Source organism: Pseudomonas sp. NY5710, from assembly GCF_013305665.1.
In the GTDB taxonomy this organism is placed as follows: Bacteria; Pseudomonadota; Gammaproteobacteria; order Pseudomonadales; family Pseudomonadaceae; genus Aquipseudomonas; species Aquipseudomonas juntendi.
The window spans coordinates 2,002,619-2,018,288 of the sequence record NZ_CP045554.1 but is presented as its reverse complement, the minus strand read 5'-3'; the positions used below and the strand labels follow the sequence as shown (position 1 = coordinate 2,018,288).

Below are 15,670 nucleotides of genomic sequence, written 5' to 3'. Positions count from 1 at the left end.
TTCAGCCGACGAACACATCCCACGACAGCTTGGCGATCAGCACGCACAACAGCACCAGGAACAGCCCGCGAACGAAGCCCGCGCCCTTGCGCACCGCCAGCCAGGTGCCGGTCAACGCACCAAGGACATTGCACAGGGCCATGGGCAGGGCAATGGCGTACAGCACGTTGCCCGACGGCACGAAAAACACCAGCGCCGCCAGGTTGGTGGCAATGTTCACGACCTTGGCCGAGGCCGATGCGTGCAGGAAATCCAAGGCAAAGAAGCGGATGAACAGGAAGATCAGGAAGCTGCCGGTGCCAGGGCCGAACAGACCATCGTAGAAACCGATCGCCCCACCGATCAGCACTGCCAGGCATTGCTCCTTGCGGCCGATCCGGGCCGGTTTGTGCAGGGTGCCGAAGTCTTTCTTGCAGAACGTGTACACCGCCATCAGCACGATAAGCACCAACACCGCCGGGCGCATTACCCCCGGCGGCAGCAGCGACACCGTGGCAGCACCGGCGAACGACATGACGAAGGCGCTGACCGCCGCCGGCACGATCAGGCCCCAGTCCAACGTGACCTTGCGGATGAACGAACGCGCTGCGAAGGCCGTGCCACACACCGAAGCCAGCTTGTTGCTGCCTAGCAATGCCGCCGGTTGCGCGGTGGGTAGCACGTTGAACAACGCGGGAATCTGGATCAAGCCGCCGCCGCCCACGGCCGCATCGATCAGGCCGGCGGCAAAGGCAAATACAGAAAGTACAGCGATATCCATCATGACGCGGTTCCAGGCAGTGGGTACTGGTGCAAGGCTAATCAAAATGGCGTGGCTGTGTTGAAATGCCATATTGCGAAAACTGCAACAAGGAGCAGCGCATGGCATTGGACATGCTGCGGGAAATTCAAGCGTTCGTGAGCGTCGCGCACAAGCGCAGTTTTGTTGCCGCGGCTCGGGCACTCGGGCGTTCGCCCAGCGCGGTGACACGTGCGGTACAAACCCTGGAAGACAACGCCGGGAGCAAGTTGCTGAACCGCAACGCCAATGCGGTCACCCTGACCGCAGCGGGCGAACGCTTGCTGCCGCATGCCGAGCGCTTGCTGGATGTGCAACGCGATGCAGCCGACGAACTGGCTGCGCTCAGCGGGAGCGCACAAGGCTGGATCCGCTTTGCCGTGCCGCAACTGCTGGGCGAACACCTGTTGCCCCAGGTGCTCGCAGATTTTTCCCGTTGCAACCCCCAAGTCACATTGGACGTGCAGTACAGCGACGAAGCGCTCGACCCCCTGCTGGGCAAGATGGATTTCGTAGTACGCGGCGCCTTTCCGCAGTCCAGCGAACTGATCGGCTACCCGCTTTGGCCCTACCAGCGGCACTTGTATGCGAGCCCGGCGTACCTGGCCTTGGCCGGTACGCCGGCGCATCCCGAACAGCTGGAAGGCCACTCGCTGATCCTGCATACCGCACCGCGCATCCTCAAAGCCTGGCACTTTTGCCGCGATGGCCAGATCACCAGCGTGCGCCCCAGGCCACGGTTGCGCCTCGCCTCGGGCACTGCGGTGTACCACGGCGCCTTGGCGGGCGCCGGTATCGCGCGCCTGGCAGCCTGGGTAGGCGAAGCGCAGGTCAAGGCTGGGCGCCTGGTGCGTGTATGCGCGCCATACCGCCTCACCTCCAGCACTGGCCAGGACCCGCAAATGCACGCCGTATACCCGGCGGGCGAGCTGCCCGCCCGGGTACGCGACTTGCTGACAGCCCTGCGCCAGGCCGGCCTGGCGCCATGAACCGGCCCTCGAAAAGGCTGTTCAAATTCTGCTCAATTTAACAGAGCCCGCCGCCGGCATGGCTTTCAGCACTTTATCCACAGACCTACCCACGTTTTTTGTGGACAGATTTCCCAACGCAAAGAATGACTTATCCCACACCCAGCAATGCCGCATTGGCCAGCTTTACCAGCTCGATCCACTCTGACGTGCTGATATCCCCAGCCTGCTCCAGCGCTTGCGCATTACGCAGCGCCTGCTCATAACCGTGCTCATCCAACGTGCCCTCGGCGAGGAAACGGCTACGCCACTCCAGGGCGGCGCAGGCGCCTTTCTTGCATTCCATTAATGTGTCGACTCCCAGCTGAAAAGGCCGACCCGAATGAGCGGCGGCGGGAGACTACACGAGGTATTAGTGCTTGAAAATGAGGTGCAGCGACCGCCGGTCCAGCGATGCTGACGGTAGAGATAGCGGCCATTTGCCAGGAGATTGGGCCCGAGCTTGAAGTAGACGGGCCGCGCGGAAAAAAGACCGATCACCCTCAGCTTGGCGGAATGGTGCCAAGCAGACCGATCAGAATAGTGAGTAGCAGAAACCCTCCCAGGAACAGCGCCAGCTTGCCCATTGGAACCTCGACAGTTATGAAGCGGGAATGGGCGTATTGTCGGGCAAGGGCTGATACGGTTACAGATCCAGGTTGGCGCAAAAAAAGCGTATCAGATGCAGCGCACAACACATGGCAGCGTTGTGGCGCCCCTCAGCCCAATTGCTGAAGCTTCTCTGCCGGTAACCAGCCCAGCTCGCCATTGCCATGGCGACGGCACCAGAGCCATCCATTGAGCGGCCGCACCATCTGCACCAGTTGCCCCGGGTCGGCGTCCAGCTCGTGCGCACAGTAATGATCCAGCGCCCGCCCCTGGCAAACGCTGAGCCGTTCAATGAGCTGCGCGGGCACCCAGCCGGGCTCCTGGCCGGTGCAACTGCACAAATACCAGTCCTGCCAGCCAGGCTCGCCTTCATAGCGTGGGCCAATCTCCAGCAAAGTGCCTTTTGCGAAGCGGATTGGCCGCAGGTACTCGCTGCGGTGGGATTCGATCACAACGTAGTGCATGGGCCTCTCCTTGGCCGGTAAAACCTTCGCGCCAGGCTCAGGCGGCAGATACCGCCCGTTATCGGCGCATGAATGGGGCGACAACGGCAATGATACACACCAACGCCGCAGTGTTGCCTGCGGCATGCAGAGCGTTATGACAACCCCTGTTTTGCAGAAGTTGCACCGGCTCTGGATAGGTCCCGAGCAGGTCGCTGGGGGCACGGCACCTGCAGGTTGTGCGAGGTAAGTGCTACATAACATTTCCAAAGCTGATCAAGCCCTGCGCAGAAGGCCTGCCGATGGAGAACCGCCCCAACCCAGCGGATATGGGATGCCAGGCGGCATGTGGCGACATATTCAGAAATGCATCTTGTAGGAAACTTTACCGCTCGATGTGGGAAATACCGCGATCACCAGATTTTCCTGTATGAAACATCAGTTTCTAGGGGGAATTCGAGCTGTTACGGTCCAAGTTTCCTACAACGGCATGGAAGCCCACAGTGTGAGAAGCCCATGGACCCTTTCAACGCTTCAGCCCTGAAATTGCAGAAAACCCTGCTCAAACTGCGCATCGAGCGGGACCGCCTGAAAAGTGCGGGCAAGCACGAGGAGGCTGATCAACTTGCCCAGTCTGTCGCGCAACTGGAGGCGGCGTTGCAGCAGTTGCCAAGCGAGCTCAAACCAGCGACCTTGCAGTAAGAATACCCACGCGGTGCCCCCAGGCCGGTGAAGCCTACCGGGCTGAAAACCGCCGCCTGGGGGGCCGCACAACGATCCCCTGCGGCCGGCTGACGCTGTGCCGCATCCACAATTCCACTGGCCTTGATCCTGATAATTAATTGGAGGCAAGCGCTCATCCGCCTTACCGTGGCAAGCCACCAAGCCCCAGTAGAGAAGGCCAGTTCCATGAACGACCGTGAGTTCATCAACGCCATCGATGCCGATGGCCTGCCCCTGCACATTGCCGTCAGTAACGGCCGCATCAGCCACATTGGCCCGCAGCGCGCCGGCACCCCAGCCCTCGAGACCATCGACCTGGAAGGGTTGCTGGTATTGCCGGGTTTCGTTGATGGCCACATTCACCTGGACAAGAGCTTCGTGGGTGATCGCTGGCGCCCGCACCAACCTGTCGCCAGCCTGCGCGAGCGCCTGGCCGTGGAAAAACGTGAGCTGGCGAGCGCACCGCCCATCATCGAGCGCGCCAACGCGCTGATGCGTCAGGCTGCTGCGTACGGCACCCTGGCCATGCGTTGCCATGTGGACGTGGACGCCACCACCGGCCTGAGTCACCTGCACGCCATGCTCGAAGCCCGGGATAACTGGAAACACCTGCTCGACATCGAGCTGGTGGCCTTCCCCCAGGCCGGGGTGGTCACCTGCCCGGGCACCGCCCAGGTCATGGAAGCCGCTATCGGCGAAGGTGCGCAGGTGGTAGGCGGCATCGACCCCACCACCTTGGACGGCGACGCTGACGCCCAGCTGGATATCGTATTCGGCATCGCTGAGCGGCACGGCGTTAAAGTCGATATCCACCTGCATGAACCCGGCGATATCTGCATCGCCCAACTTCAGCGCATTGCCGCGCGCACCCAGGCCCTGGGCATGCAAGGCCTGGTTGCGGTCAGCCACGCCTACGGCCTGGGCGACGTCACCGACGCGGTAGTCGACCACACCGCCGAAGCTTTGGCGGGCGCAGGTATCTCGATCATGACCAATGCCCCGGGCGACCGTGCCTTTCCGCCGGTGCTACGCTTGCGCGCCGGGGGTGTGCAGGTGTTCACCGGCAACGACAACATCCAGGATGCCTGGTGGCCGTATGGCAATGGCGACATGCTGCAGCGGGCGATGCTGGTCGGTTACCGCTCGGGGTTCAACACCGACGAAGAGCTGCGGGTGGCGCTGCAGATGGCGACCGAGGCCAGTGCCGCGGTCATGGGCAAGCAGGATTACGGCCTGCAGCTGGGTAACGAGGCCAGCTTCGTGTTGTTGAGGGCGCCCAATGCGGCGGCGGCGGTGGCAGCGGCCATTCATGAACGGGTGATCGTCCGCCACGGCGCGTTCTGGGGCGGGCCTGCACAGTTGCACCTGCAGGCTGGCCAGTTCGCTGCCGAACTACGGCGCTGACAACAGCCCTGCCGCCCCGCTCACTTAAGCTTACCGCCCGGGTGGGGCTTCATGATTTGCCAGTAACGCTCTAAGAATGCTCGCAGATCGCACAACAGTTCGATAATCGCACGAATTCCGCCAAACCCCCTCTACTGTTGCCCTATCTTGCGGCACGCTATGGCCAAAGTCAGCAAGCAATTGCACATGCTGACAGGCCCACCGCTTTACAGGCGCCGGCCAGCCCGACAACTCCAACTCCAGGAACAACCAGGAGCTCGCCTTGATCAATAAAACGTACGAGTCCATCGCCAGCGCGGTGGAAGGGATCACCGACGGATCGACCATCATGGTCGGTGGCTTCGGCACTGCCGGCATGCCGTCCGAGCTGATCGATGGCCTGATCGCCACCGGCGCCCGCGACCTCACCATCATCAGCAACAACGCCGGTAACGGCGAGATCGGCCTGGCAGCCTTGCTGATGGCCGGCTGCGTGCGCAAGGTGATCTGCTCGTTCCCGCGTCAGTCCGACTCGTACGTGTTCGACGAACTGTACCGCGCCGGCAAGATCGAACTGGAGGTGGTGCCCCAGGGCAACCTGGCCGAGCGTATCCGCGCAGCGGGCTCGGGCATTGGTGCGTTCTTCTCGCCGACCGGCTACGGCACGTTGCTGGCCGAAGGCAAGGAAACCCGTGAGATCGACGGCCGCATGTACGTGCTGGAAATGCCGCTGCACGCCGATTTTGCACTGATCAAGGCGCACAAAGGCGACCGTTGGGGCAACCTGGTCTACCGCAAGGCGGCGCGCAACTTCGGCCCGATCATGGCCATGGCCGCCAAGACGGCCATCGCCCAGGTCGACCAGGTTGTCGAACTGGGTGAACTGGACCCAGAACACATCATCACCCCGGGTATCTTCGTCCAGCGCGTCGTCGCCGTTACCGGCACCCGCGCTGCTTCGCTTGCCACCGCTGTCTGAGGCCTGCCATGACCATCACCAAAAAGCTCTCCCGCACCGAGATGGCCCAACGCGTGGCCGCAGACATTCAGGAAGGTGCCTACGTAAACCTGGGCATCGGCGCACCGACCCTGGTGGCCAATTACCTGGGTGACAAGGAAGTATTCCTGCACAGCGAAAACGGCCTGCTGGGCATGGGCCCTAGCCCGGCCCCGGGCGAAGAAGACGATGACCTGATCAACGCCGGCAAGCAACATGTGACCCTGTTAACCGGTGGCGCTTTCTTCCACCATGCCGACTCGTTCTCGATGATGCGCGGTGGCCACCTGGACATCGCGGTATTGGGTGCCTTCCAGGTCTCGGTCAAAGGCGATCTGGCCAACTGGCACACCGGTGCCGAGGGTTCGATCCCGGCGGTAGGCGGCGCGATGGACCTGGCCACCGGCGCGCGCCAGGTGTTCGTGATGATGGACCACCTGACCAAGACAGGCGAAAGCAAGCTGGTGCCTGAATGCACCTACCCACTGACCGGTATTGGCTGCGTCAGCCGTATCTACACCGACCTGGCAGTGCTGGAAGTCACGGCTGATGGGTTGAAAGTAATCGAAATATGCGCAGACATCGACTTTGAAGAACTGCAAAAACTCAGTGGCGTGCCACTGATCCAGTGATCGAGCGCAGGCGCCCGCTAAAGGCAGGCCCTCGGCAAATGATCGATAACCGCATTCGGGTTCATCTGAACGCGGTTATTCGGTACACTAGCGCCCGGGTGTCTGCTGCATGGTGCAGTGAGGCAGGTTAAAGAACAGCGCAGGTCGGGCCGCCATGCGGGAGTACTTGCGCCTATGCCTAAAACAGATTTGCCTCGCGCCCAGAAAGTGGCCGAGCGCGCCTTGGCCAGCCTTCAACGCTTTTTGCATATTGAAGCAGTCAGTGGCATCGTCCTGTTGGTTGCCGCTGTCGCCGCCCTGATCTGGGCAAATTCCCCTGCCGCACACAGTTATGAAGCCCTGTGGCACGCCCCGATAACGTTCGGCGTGGGCTCGTATGTGTACTCGCAGTCCCTGCATTTCTGGGTCAATGATGGGCTGATGACCATCTTTTTCCTGGTGGTGGGCATGGAGATCCGCCGCGAAATCCACGAGGGTGCACTGGCCAGCCTGCGCCAGGCCATGCTGCCCATGGCCGCTGCAATCGGCGGCGTAGCCGCACCGGCACTTCTCTACCTCGGTATCGTTCATTCGCCAGCCGACCATCAGGGTTGGGCAGTGCCAACGGCCACCGATATCGCTTTTGCGGTAGGCGTACTGGCCCTGCTGGGCAAGTCGATTCCGTCCAACGTACGCGTGTTTCTGCTTGCCCTGGCGATCATCGATGACATTATCGCTGTGCTGATCATCGCAGTCTTTTACTCAGGCGGCCTCGACTACAGCGGTTTCGGCGTCGCGGCAATCGGCCTGCTGATGGTAATCGCGCTGCAGAAGATCGGTGTGGGGTCGGCATACGCCTATATCGTTCCCGGTGCGATCGTTTGGCTGGGCATCCTGTTGACCGGCGCCCACCCGACCCTCGCCGGCGTAGTGCTCGGGCTGATGACCCCGGTAGCCGCCATGCCGATGCGTGAGCGCCCTCTGGACGCCATAAGCCGCTTCACGGGCGAGTTGATGGGCCGCGCCAAGGCGCCTGAGCGCGATGCCAGCGAACTCATCGACCCGTTGAAACGCCTGCGCCTGGCACAGCGCGAACTGCTGCCGCCGGTGGTGCGGATGCAAGGCACGCTGCACCCTTGGGTAGCCTACGGCATCATGCCAGTATTCGCCCTGGCCAATGCCGGGGTCAGCCTGGCTGGGGTCGATCTGTCTGCGGCGGGCCCACAATGGGTCATGATCGCCGTGGTAGTCGCCTTGGTCGCAGGCAAGCCCTTGGGCATCATCAGCGTCAGCTGGTTGATGGTACGCCTGGGCTGGTGCGCGCTTCCCGCCGGGGTGAACTGGCGCAGCATCACGCTGGTAGGCCTGTTGGCCGGTATCGGTTTCACCATGTCGATCTTCATCGCCAACCTGGCGTTCGTCGACCCCGGCTCACTGGGGGCAGCCAAACTTGGTGTGCTATCGGCCTCGGTGATCGCGGCGGTGTTGGGGCTGACCTGGGGCGTATGTAGCGTGCGCCGTGCAGCCCCTGCAGGCAACCTGGGTTCGTCAACCTAGCAAAGCCTGCACAGGCCTGTTCTGGCCGGAGCTGAAATGCCCCGGCCAGAACAGGCCCGGCGGCCCTTTGCAATCGACAGAAGCAGCCGCGCCGCTTGAGCGCCTCCTGGCCTCTATGGCCTGTGGTACAAAGGAGGATCTGGGGGGCTGATTGCCTTTTTCTCGCTCCATAATCCCAATCAGGCCCAAACGAAGTGGCTTACTAGCCCTCATTTTCTTGTTAATGAGGCTCCCACGTGTCAATGGCACTCATGCCCCGCAGTAACAGTTCAGTGCCTTTGTCGAGTGTACGACTGTAGCCATGCCGACTGCTGGCTAAGAAATACCTGCTCAAGACGTTCCATCTCGTCGACTCGCCGGGCGTCATCAACGGCTTGCTGATGGGCCCGTATCGCCTGAAGAGTTTGCTTCAAGAGGGACTCTCCGCCTCAGCCATTCCCAAGGCCGTTCTCTTCACTTAGGGCACCAGCAATGTCTGTTTGTGCGGTGAGCTTCAGGCATAAGCATCTTGCTCAGATTCTGCTCTGAAAGCGGTAACCCTATGGCCGGTCGCTTACCTAATCGCCACGATGAACTATTGAGTTGGTGCCTGCGTGACGATCAGGCAGGTGAGTTCAGACAATAAGGCCTGAGCATCCGCCTGGTAACCTTCGCACCACCGCTCGTGCCAATCCAAAGGAGAACCCTGTTCCTCCCACTCAGCCAACGCGAGTGCGTTGACGATCTCCATCTCAAACCAAATAGACACCCACCTGGCTGCATTCGAGACCAGGGTTGTGTTCTGCCAGACAAACTCCGTCAGCGCCACGAACAACGACCACGACTTCAGATCCTTGTGTGCGCCACGGCCCAGTGCTATGACCTCCGACGACGTGAGCATTGCTGTTCTACATTGATGCATTTTGGCTATTCAAAATCTCGCACCTGATTGAGCTGCATCCCGCTGAGCTGCTCGTATAGATCCTAGCGCCGCTACAAAATCTTCCGACTTCACTCGTTTGACAATGCAAGCGTTCCATAGTGATGGAATAGCGTGAGTCTCGGCTGCAAGCAAAGCAGCTTCCCAGTAGCCTTTCAGTTTCAAACTGCCACCACCCACTGCCAGACGCGAGGGGTTGAGCAAATTTATGATACTGGCCATCCCTAGACCCAACGCCTCACCACCGGCCCTCACTGTTGCCGTGGCGATAGGGTCATCATCATTCGCCAATCGAGCGAGGGCTTCTCCACTGATGCCAAGCAAGTTGGCCATAGCGCCGCCACCGGCTATCTCATCCAGCCTCTTGACTGAACCATCAACGTGTAACGGTAAATACCCAAGCTCCCCAGCCCAGCCATTAACACCACGTAATTCCCGTCCGTGAGTCATGAATGCAGCACCGATCGCAGTGCCCGCCATAATCACGCCACCAGTAAAATCATTACCAACATCCTGCATTTCTTCCTGCAGTGCCGCCTCGACATCATTGATAACTGTTATTTGGCACCCAAGTGCTTTGAGGGAGGTTTCTGGACGCCAGCCTGTCAGACAGGGTAGGACATCGCAGCTAACGATCTCGCCGTCGCGAGCGACCAGACCAGGCACCGCGATTCCAATACGAACCGGGCTTAGACCCACATCTTCGATGAAGGCGTAGAGTTGGGTAGCAAAGTCTTCGGGTGTGTAGCCGGGCCCCGTTTCAAAACGTCTTGAATGAGCTCCGCATAATAGCAGCAGCTTAGTACCGCCCAAGTCGGCGCCAATGATGATCTCATTTCCTTCGGGGGCACTGTGCATTGCGATACCTTTGGTTAGCAAACGACGGGGTGGAAATACTCAGCACTCGAGTTGGACGGTTCATCATTCAGTCATGAGCACTGGGGAAAGCTTGAGACATTGCACACGTCACGGCAAGTTGCCCAACTCATCGCTCGTGATGCGGATCAAGCCTTTACCGCTAAAGGCTCGATGCTGCAGGCCTTCAAGATGATCTGGAAGACGCTCGAACGAGGCGACATTAAAACTCTCAGGCTCCCACTCGCCCCTCCCCACTGAGGTGAGGATACTCTCGCCTGCATCTACGAGGTCTTGCCAGGCACGATCGTCACCGAACGTATGCAACGCACCCAGTGCCACCTCGTGCATCGAAATCGTCCGAGTGAAAGGTGGTACTGGAGACGCCTGGAGCCGGTCTTGAACGCATACCAAGTGACGGTTGGCCCTAAGCGCGGGCACGAGTCGCGCAGCATGTTGAGCGTTCACCGTGTCTATTACAGCGTCGAACACCATGGGCCCATCCCATGCCTCAACGAGAGGGCCCTCCATGCAGTCGAACACCCCCAGATCGGTCAGCCGTTGCGCATGCCGCGGGTGGCTCAGCGAGCTGACCTTGAACCCTCGCCGCACAGCTATCTGAATCAGATGATTTGCAACAGATCCACCAGCCCCACTCACCAGCAGCGTCTGACATGACTGTGGTAGCTTTTAGAGCCAACCACGCGGTGAGTGCTGGGCACGGGAGACTGGCTGCTTGTTCCCAACTCACGCTTGCCGGAACCCGAAGAACTGCTCTGGCTTTCACAGAGGTATATTCCGCAAAACTACCATGACGACTAAGGCTTTGGTGGTAAGCAACACGTTGGCCAATCCAAGAAGCTGAGACATTCTCACCGACAGCAACCACAACACCCGCACCATCTACACCTGGTACGTGACCTGGCTGCCAACTGACCAGACGCCCACCCAAGACTTTCCAATCCACAGGATTGAGGCCGATCACGACGTTACGAATGAGCACATCGCCCGCTTCCGGCCTAGGAAGAGGGATCTCATTGAGTCTCAGCTCTGCTGGGTCAGCGCTGCCATGCCAGGTAAAAGCGCGGTGTGTTGTTGCCAGAATCATGATTGATAAGCTCCCGCCGAGTAGGTGAGCTCGTAGCTGTGGCTGTAGATTTCAAGGATGTTGCCGAACGGATCCTCCATGTAAACCATGCGGTACGGCTTCTCACCTGGAAAGTATTCACGCACCGGCATCCGCTGCTTACCGCCCGCAGCGACGATCTTGGCGGCTAGGCCTTCGACATCCGGATCTTGTACGCAGAAGTGGAAAACCCCCGTTTTCCAGTATTCAAAGTTATTCTCCGGACGCTCGGCGTTGGGGAACTCAAATATCTCGACGCCGATACGATCACCCGTGGACAGGTGGGCGATGCGGAACGAGCCCCACCCCTCACCAAAAACATCCGTGCACATTACGCCAATTGCGGTTTGGTCTTCAGTGATGGTGGTCGGCGGCATGATCAGGTACCACCCCAGTACCTCTGTATAGAATTTGACGGCGCCGTCCAGATCGGTGACCGACAGGCCAATGTGAGAGAAATTGCGTGGATAAACGGACATATCGGCTAGCCTCCAAAACAGTTGGTCCTACCCTATCCCCCGCGACGTATAATGAAAACAACGATCACGTTATGGTTACGATAAGACTTCATGATGGTTAACCCGCAGTGGCTCCGATCCTTCGCAGTGCTTGCCGATCTTGGGAATTTCACCCGCACTGCCGAGCATCTGAATCTGACCCAGGCTGCCGTGAGTCAGCACATACGACACTTGGAACAGCAGTACGGTAGTCTATTCATCCGTCACCACCGGCACGTTGAGCTGACCCCTGCGGGGAATGCCTTGTTGGACTACTTCAGAGAAATGGAGCGCGCTGGCCGTGCACTCGATGCCCGCCTGAGCGCAGAAGAACAAGACGTAGGTGATATCAGCTTAGTGTCCCCCGGCAGTATAGGATTGGCACTGTATCCGCTCCTGCTGGACTATCAACAAGCCCATCCTGGACTGATCATTCGCCACAGGTTCGCCCCTGACGCGGAGGTGCTCGAAGCAGTACTGAGCAATCGTTTCGAAATGGGAATTGTGACTTACAAGCCAGACAACGAGAGGATCGAAGCACAGAGGTTTGCCGAGGAGCCATTGGAGTTGATACTGCCAACCGCTAAACCCTACGTGGGGTTCGAAACGCTCTCCGAACTTGGCTTCATCGATCACCCCGACGGGGCCGCTATGGCAACGCGCCTACTCAGCCGAAGGTATCCAGAAGCACCGGGTATTCAAGCAATCCAGAAACGAGGCTTCAGTAATCAGGTAGGCCTCATCTTGGAGCCGGTTTCAAGAGGTTTGGGCTTTACTGTGCTGCCGAGGTTCGCCAGGCGCGCCTTCCACAAACAAGATACTTTGCAGGTGGTGGAGTGTGGGAACCCCGTTGTGGACACGCTCTGGCTCATCTACAGATCAGAGTGGCCTCTGTCGTCCAGAGCCAGGCGAGTCGTTGATCAGATGCAACAACACCTGAATGTAATCAACTGCCGCATTTGAGTTTTAAGATTCGGTTAAAAGCTCAGGCCCTTTGCAGCATCGACCAGTCCATTTAACCAATTCTGATGGCCGTTGATCAGAGGGTTCGGCTGGGCCTGTGCAAGCTCCTGTGCAGGCTTTCCGATCTGGGTCTCTTGGGTGAGTATCCGAACTCGGCCACCTTCCAAGTTTTCAATAAGCCACGCGGTGACTGATGAAGCGCTGTCAAAGATTAATCGACGGCGAAGAGTCTCCGTCTCTGTCTCCAGCTTCCTCATACTCCCAGAGTTGCTAAGCACCTGTGATCTGATCGCTGTAGCACCAGAGCGGCTGACTCCGGCGGATGAAGCACTTGTCGTGAGAGAGCCACCAGTCGATATTCCTGGGTTCACGAAAGCAATGGTTTGGCATGGAAGAACGGAGCGAGATGAAGGACAACGATGGATACGGTCATTCATGATTGAAGCATGCAGTCGCGAACCCCTATGACTATGCTAGATATCCAGTATTTGACACACCAGCTAGGGGTGGCGTACAGCTCGCACGATGAAGTCTACAAATGCGCGCACCCGAGCTGAGAGGTGCCGGTTCTGGGGATAAAGGATGGAGAACCGGCGAGTACGTCCGCCAGCACTGTGCAAAACCTCAACAAGTTCGCCCCGGTTGACGGCTGCTTGGGCGATGAAATGATAAATCTGAAATAGTCCCCCGCCTGCAATCGCCCAGTTGACACAGCCAAGCACGTCGTCATGAACCCGCTTCTGGCTTCGGAAGGTAAAGTCGATATCTTTGCCGGCCACGTCCCTGAAAATCCAGGGCATAGCCCGTCCAGTGCTTGGAAGCACGAACTGTAGACAGTCATGGTCATTCAGATCGGCCAGCGTCGACGGTGTTCCGCGCGCTTTTAAGTAGGAGGGGGCGGCAAAAACCCCCAAAGTGGCATCTTCAAGGGTGTGCGCAATGAGCCTGGAGTCTTGCGGAATGCCCAACCTGATGGCCAGATCAAATCCCTCATCGACAAAGTCCACCACGCGATTCGAGATACTCAACTCGATCTCGACCTGGGGATACATGGCTTGAAATTCAGGCAGCAGAGGAAGCAGCCGGTAATGCGCATAGGGGGTGCCGACGCTAAGGCGTAGCACTCCACTGGGGACTTTTTGGTTTCCAGTAATTATTCGTTCCGCTTCCGCTATCTGCTCCAGCGCTTGCTGACACTGCTGCCGGTAAAGCTCGCCCTCAGTGGTTAGACGGATGTGTCGGGTTGTACGCGCAAAAAGCCGGACACCTAATCTCGCCTCCAGTCGGCTGATTGAGCGGCTGACCGATGCTGGCGTCAGCCCCAACACTTCGGCGGCGGCGGTGAAACTGCCGAGTTCCGCTGCTTTGCAGAACAGCTCGATGCTGCCCAGTTGGACGGGGTCAAAGACTCTCATTTGTTCACCAGTGTAATTAATGAATTGCTTTCTAGCCAGTTTATCTGCATCAGCTCTATCAATACAGTTGGCTCACATAAGCGACCACTTTGGTCTTCAGCAAAAACTATCTTTTACCCACAGGAACGGATAGATCGTCATGAAATCGCTGTGCAAATCACTACTACTCGGATTGGCATTTGCTATTTCTGCTACTTCTCATGCTGCGCCCAAAGGCGAGGTACTGGTGCTGCTCTCCAGTGAAACCGAATTGCCCCTTCAGGACGGCAAGACTTTGCCGACGGGTTACTACCTCAATGAATTCGGCGTTCCCGCTGATGCTCTGTTACGTGCCGGTTACCAGTTAACGGTAGCCACTCCGAAAGGAAACCAGCCCAAGGCAGATCCGCGTTCTATTAATCCGGTTTACTTCGCCGGCAAGGCTGGCGAAATGCGCCGTATACAGGGTGTCGTTGAGAGTCTAACCGCGCCCGATCACGTCAGGTCTCTGGCTGAAGTAATGAAATCTGGCCTAGGCCGCTATGACGGCGTTTTCATCCCGGGCGGGCACGCGCCGCTTATTGATCTCTCGAACAATCCAAAGGTCGGACAGTTGCTGCAGCATTTTCATGCGCAAGGCAAGCCGACTGCCGCAATCTGCCATGGCCCTATCGCGCTTCTGGCTGCTCAGGATGATCCAGGCAGCTATGAGCAGGCTCTGGTCAATAGCCGGCTGGATCAGGCGCGGAACTGGGCCTACAGCGGCTACCGTATGACGATCTTTTCAGATGCCGAAGAGAAGGTTTTTGAAGACTCGCTGAAAGGCGAAAAACTGCGCTACTACCCGGCAAAAGCGATGGCGCAGGCAGGTGGCCAGATGCAGTTTGCTGATGCATGGCAGCGCAAGGTTGTAGTGGATCGTGAGTTGATCACTGGCCAGAACCCCTTCTCCGACCATGCTCTAGCAACCGAGTTTATCAAATCACTGAACCAACATTGACCCCTAATTAATAGCTGAACAAAGGAAAACTTCATGGCTCCTAAAATTCTGATGATCGTGACTTCCAGCAGCCGTATGGGTAACACTGACAAGCCCACTGGCCTCTGGGCTGAAGAACTCGCCGTGCCCTACTACGCGCTAGTCGATGCAGGTGCGTCGGTAGTAATTGCCTCAACTGCCGGTGGCAAAGCGCCGATCGATGCCGGCAGTGTTAAAGCTAAAGGGGCGAACGATCCCGATGTTGAACGTATGTTGGCTGATGACTCGTTGCTGGCTCAGATCGAAAGGACATTCCCTGTCAGCGAGCTAAGAAGCGAAGATTTCGACGCCGTTTTCTTCCCGGGTGGCCACGGCACGATGTGGGATCTGCCTACCGATCAAAGTGTGAAGGTCGCGGTGGAGTCAGCTTTTGAAAATGGCCGGCTCATTGCATCGGTATGCCACGGCGCTGCCGGTCTGGTTTCTGCGGTTCGAAGCGATGGGCTGCCGATGGTACATGGCAAGCGCGTCAATTCATTCACCGATGCCGAAGAGGTTGAGGTTGGTCTGGCAGGCGTGGTGCCCTTTATGCTGGAGACTCGACTGCGGGAACTGGGCGGTGTTTTTGAAGGCGGCGATAACTGGCAACCCTTCGCCATTCGTGATGGCCAGTTGATTACCGGCCAAAACCCGCAGTCCTCAGCGAAGGTTGCCGAGATTTTGATAGAGGCGCTTGGTATCAAGGCCTGATCGTCAGACGAATAGCTCATTAAAGCGCTGCTACTCACTGAGGTGGGCAGCCTATGCCTATCGGCTTAACGGTGATGTC

The 15,670-nt window shown here is 58.6% G+C and carries 18 protein-coding genes; 9 read left to right on the top strand and 9 right to left on the bottom strand.

Annotation, left to right across the window (positions count from 1 at the left end; translation table 11 throughout):
- Position 1: 1 nt before the first annotated feature.
- Positions 2–763, bottom strand: a complete 762-nt coding sequence (locus GEV39_RS09030) for a sulfite exporter TauE/SafE family protein (protein ID WP_173888401.1) — start codon at positions 761–763, stop codon at positions 2–4.
- A 98-nt stretch (positions 764–861) separates the two neighbouring features.
- Here GEV39_RS09030 and GEV39_RS09025 point away from each other — a divergent pair, with 98 nt between their 5' ends.
- Positions 862–1,767 (top strand): LysR family transcriptional regulator, encoded by a 906-nt coding sequence (locus GEV39_RS09025; RefSeq protein ID WP_173888399.1) that lies wholly within the window; start codon positions 862–864, stop codon positions 1,765–1,767.
- A gap of 130 nt (positions 1,768–1,897) precedes the next feature.
- Here GEV39_RS09025 and GEV39_RS09020 read toward each other — a convergent pair whose 3' ends face one another.
- On the bottom strand, positions 1,898–2,092 hold the full coding sequence (locus tag GEV39_RS09020) for a hypothetical protein (protein WP_054904596.1): 195 nt from the start codon (positions 2,090–2,092) through the stop codon (positions 1,898–1,900).
- A gap of 412 nt (positions 2,093–2,504) precedes the next feature.
- Positions 2,505–2,858: an SH3 domain-containing protein gene (locus GEV39_RS09015; protein WP_173888397.1), complete on the bottom strand. Its 354-nt coding sequence runs from the start codon at positions 2,856–2,858 to the stop codon at positions 2,505–2,507.
- Between the two features lie 495 nt (positions 2,859–3,353).
- Here GEV39_RS09015 and GEV39_RS09010 point away from each other — a divergent pair, with 495 nt between their 5' ends.
- The 5 genes from GEV39_RS09010 to nhaA all read left to right on the top strand — a co-directional run bounded on the left by GEV39_RS09010 (position 3,354) and on the right by nhaA (position 8,108).
- Complete coding sequence (locus tag GEV39_RS09010) at positions 3,354–3,539, top strand: hypothetical protein (RefSeq protein WP_173888395.1); 186 nt, start codon at positions 3,354–3,356, stop codon at positions 3,537–3,539.
- 207 nt (positions 3,540–3,746) lie between these two features.
- Positions 3,747–4,964, top strand: a complete 1,218-nt coding sequence (locus GEV39_RS09005) for an amidohydrolase family protein (RefSeq protein ID WP_173888393.1) — start codon at positions 3,747–3,749, stop codon at positions 4,962–4,964.
- A 262-nt stretch (positions 4,965–5,226) separates the two neighbouring features.
- A complete protein-coding gene (locus GEV39_RS09000; protein ID WP_173888391.1) occupies positions 5,227–5,922 on the top strand; it encodes a 3-oxoacid CoA-transferase subunit A in 696 nt (231 codons plus the stop codon).
- An 8-nt stretch (positions 5,923–5,930) separates the two neighbouring features.
- Positions 5,931–6,572 (top strand): 3-oxoacid CoA-transferase subunit B, encoded by a 642-nt coding sequence (locus GEV39_RS08995; RefSeq protein WP_173888390.1) that lies wholly within the window; start codon positions 5,931–5,933, stop codon positions 6,570–6,572.
- Between the two features lie 174 nt (positions 6,573–6,746).
- Positions 6,747–8,108 (top strand): Na+/H+ antiporter NhaA, encoded by a 1,362-nt coding sequence (gene nhaA / locus GEV39_RS08990; RefSeq protein WP_173888388.1) that lies wholly within the window; start codon positions 6,747–6,749, stop codon positions 8,106–8,108.
- 574 nt (positions 8,109–8,682) lie between these two features.
- Here nhaA and GEV39_RS08985 read toward each other — a convergent pair.
- The 5 genes from GEV39_RS08985 to GEV39_RS08970 form a co-directional block, all read right to left on the bottom strand.
- The gene (locus GEV39_RS08985) at positions 8,683–8,988 is read right to left on the bottom strand and encodes a hypothetical protein (protein WP_249414334.1); all 306 of its coding nucleotides are present in this window, start codon (positions 8,986–8,988) and stop codon (positions 8,683–8,685) included.
- A 30-nt stretch (positions 8,989–9,018) separates the two neighbouring features.
- Positions 9,019–9,885 carry an ROK family protein gene (locus GEV39_RS08980; protein WP_173888386.1) on the bottom strand — a complete coding sequence of 289 codons (867 nt, stop codon included), beginning with the start codon at positions 9,883–9,885 and terminating at the stop codon, positions 9,019–9,021.
- Positions 9,886–9,993: 108 nt separating this feature from the next.
- Positions 9,994–10,233, bottom strand: coding sequence for an MDR/zinc-dependent alcohol dehydrogenase-like family protein (locus GEV39_RS26010; protein WP_249414333.1), 240 nt, complete (start codon positions 10,231–10,233; stop codon positions 9,994–9,996).
- Between the two features lie 160 nt (positions 10,234–10,393).
- Positions 10,394–10,990 (bottom strand): alcohol dehydrogenase catalytic domain-containing protein, encoded by a 597-nt coding sequence (locus tag GEV39_RS26005; RefSeq protein WP_249414332.1) that lies wholly within the window; start codon positions 10,988–10,990, stop codon positions 10,394–10,396.
- Complete coding sequence (locus GEV39_RS08970; protein ID WP_029885012.1) at positions 10,987–11,487, bottom strand: lactoylglutathione lyase family protein; 501 nt, start codon at positions 11,485–11,487, stop codon at positions 10,987–10,989. Before GEV39_RS08970 ends, GEV39_RS26005 begins: the two co-directional genes overlap by 4 nt.
- A gap of 90 nt (positions 11,488–11,577) precedes the next feature.
- Between GEV39_RS08970 and GEV39_RS08965 the strand changes: the two genes are divergently transcribed.
- The gene (locus GEV39_RS08965; protein ID WP_218581702.1) at positions 11,578–12,468 is read left to right on the top strand and encodes a LysR family transcriptional regulator; all 891 of its coding nucleotides are present in this window, start codon (positions 11,578–11,580) and stop codon (positions 12,466–12,468) included.
- Between the two features lie 500 nt (positions 12,469–12,968).
- Here GEV39_RS08965 and GEV39_RS08960 read toward each other — a convergent pair whose 3' ends face one another.
- Positions 12,969–13,883: a LysR family transcriptional regulator gene (locus GEV39_RS08960; RefSeq protein ID WP_173888384.1), complete on the bottom strand. Its 915-nt coding sequence runs from the start codon at positions 13,881–13,883 to the stop codon at positions 12,969–12,971.
- Between the two features lie 139 nt (positions 13,884–14,022).
- Here GEV39_RS08960 and GEV39_RS08955 point away from each other — a divergent pair, with 139 nt between their 5' ends.
- Both GEV39_RS08955 and GEV39_RS08950 read left to right on the top strand, forming a co-directional pair.
- Complete coding sequence (locus tag GEV39_RS08955; RefSeq protein ID WP_173888382.1) at positions 14,023–14,862, top strand: type 1 glutamine amidotransferase domain-containing protein; 840 nt, start codon at positions 14,023–14,025, stop codon at positions 14,860–14,862.
- A 33-nt stretch (positions 14,863–14,895) separates the two neighbouring features.
- On the top strand, positions 14,896–15,591 hold the full coding sequence (locus tag GEV39_RS08950) for a type 1 glutamine amidotransferase domain-containing protein (protein WP_108190530.1): 696 nt from the start codon (positions 14,896–14,898) through the stop codon (positions 15,589–15,591).
- The last annotated feature ends 79 nt before the right edge of the window (positions 15,592–15,670 follow it).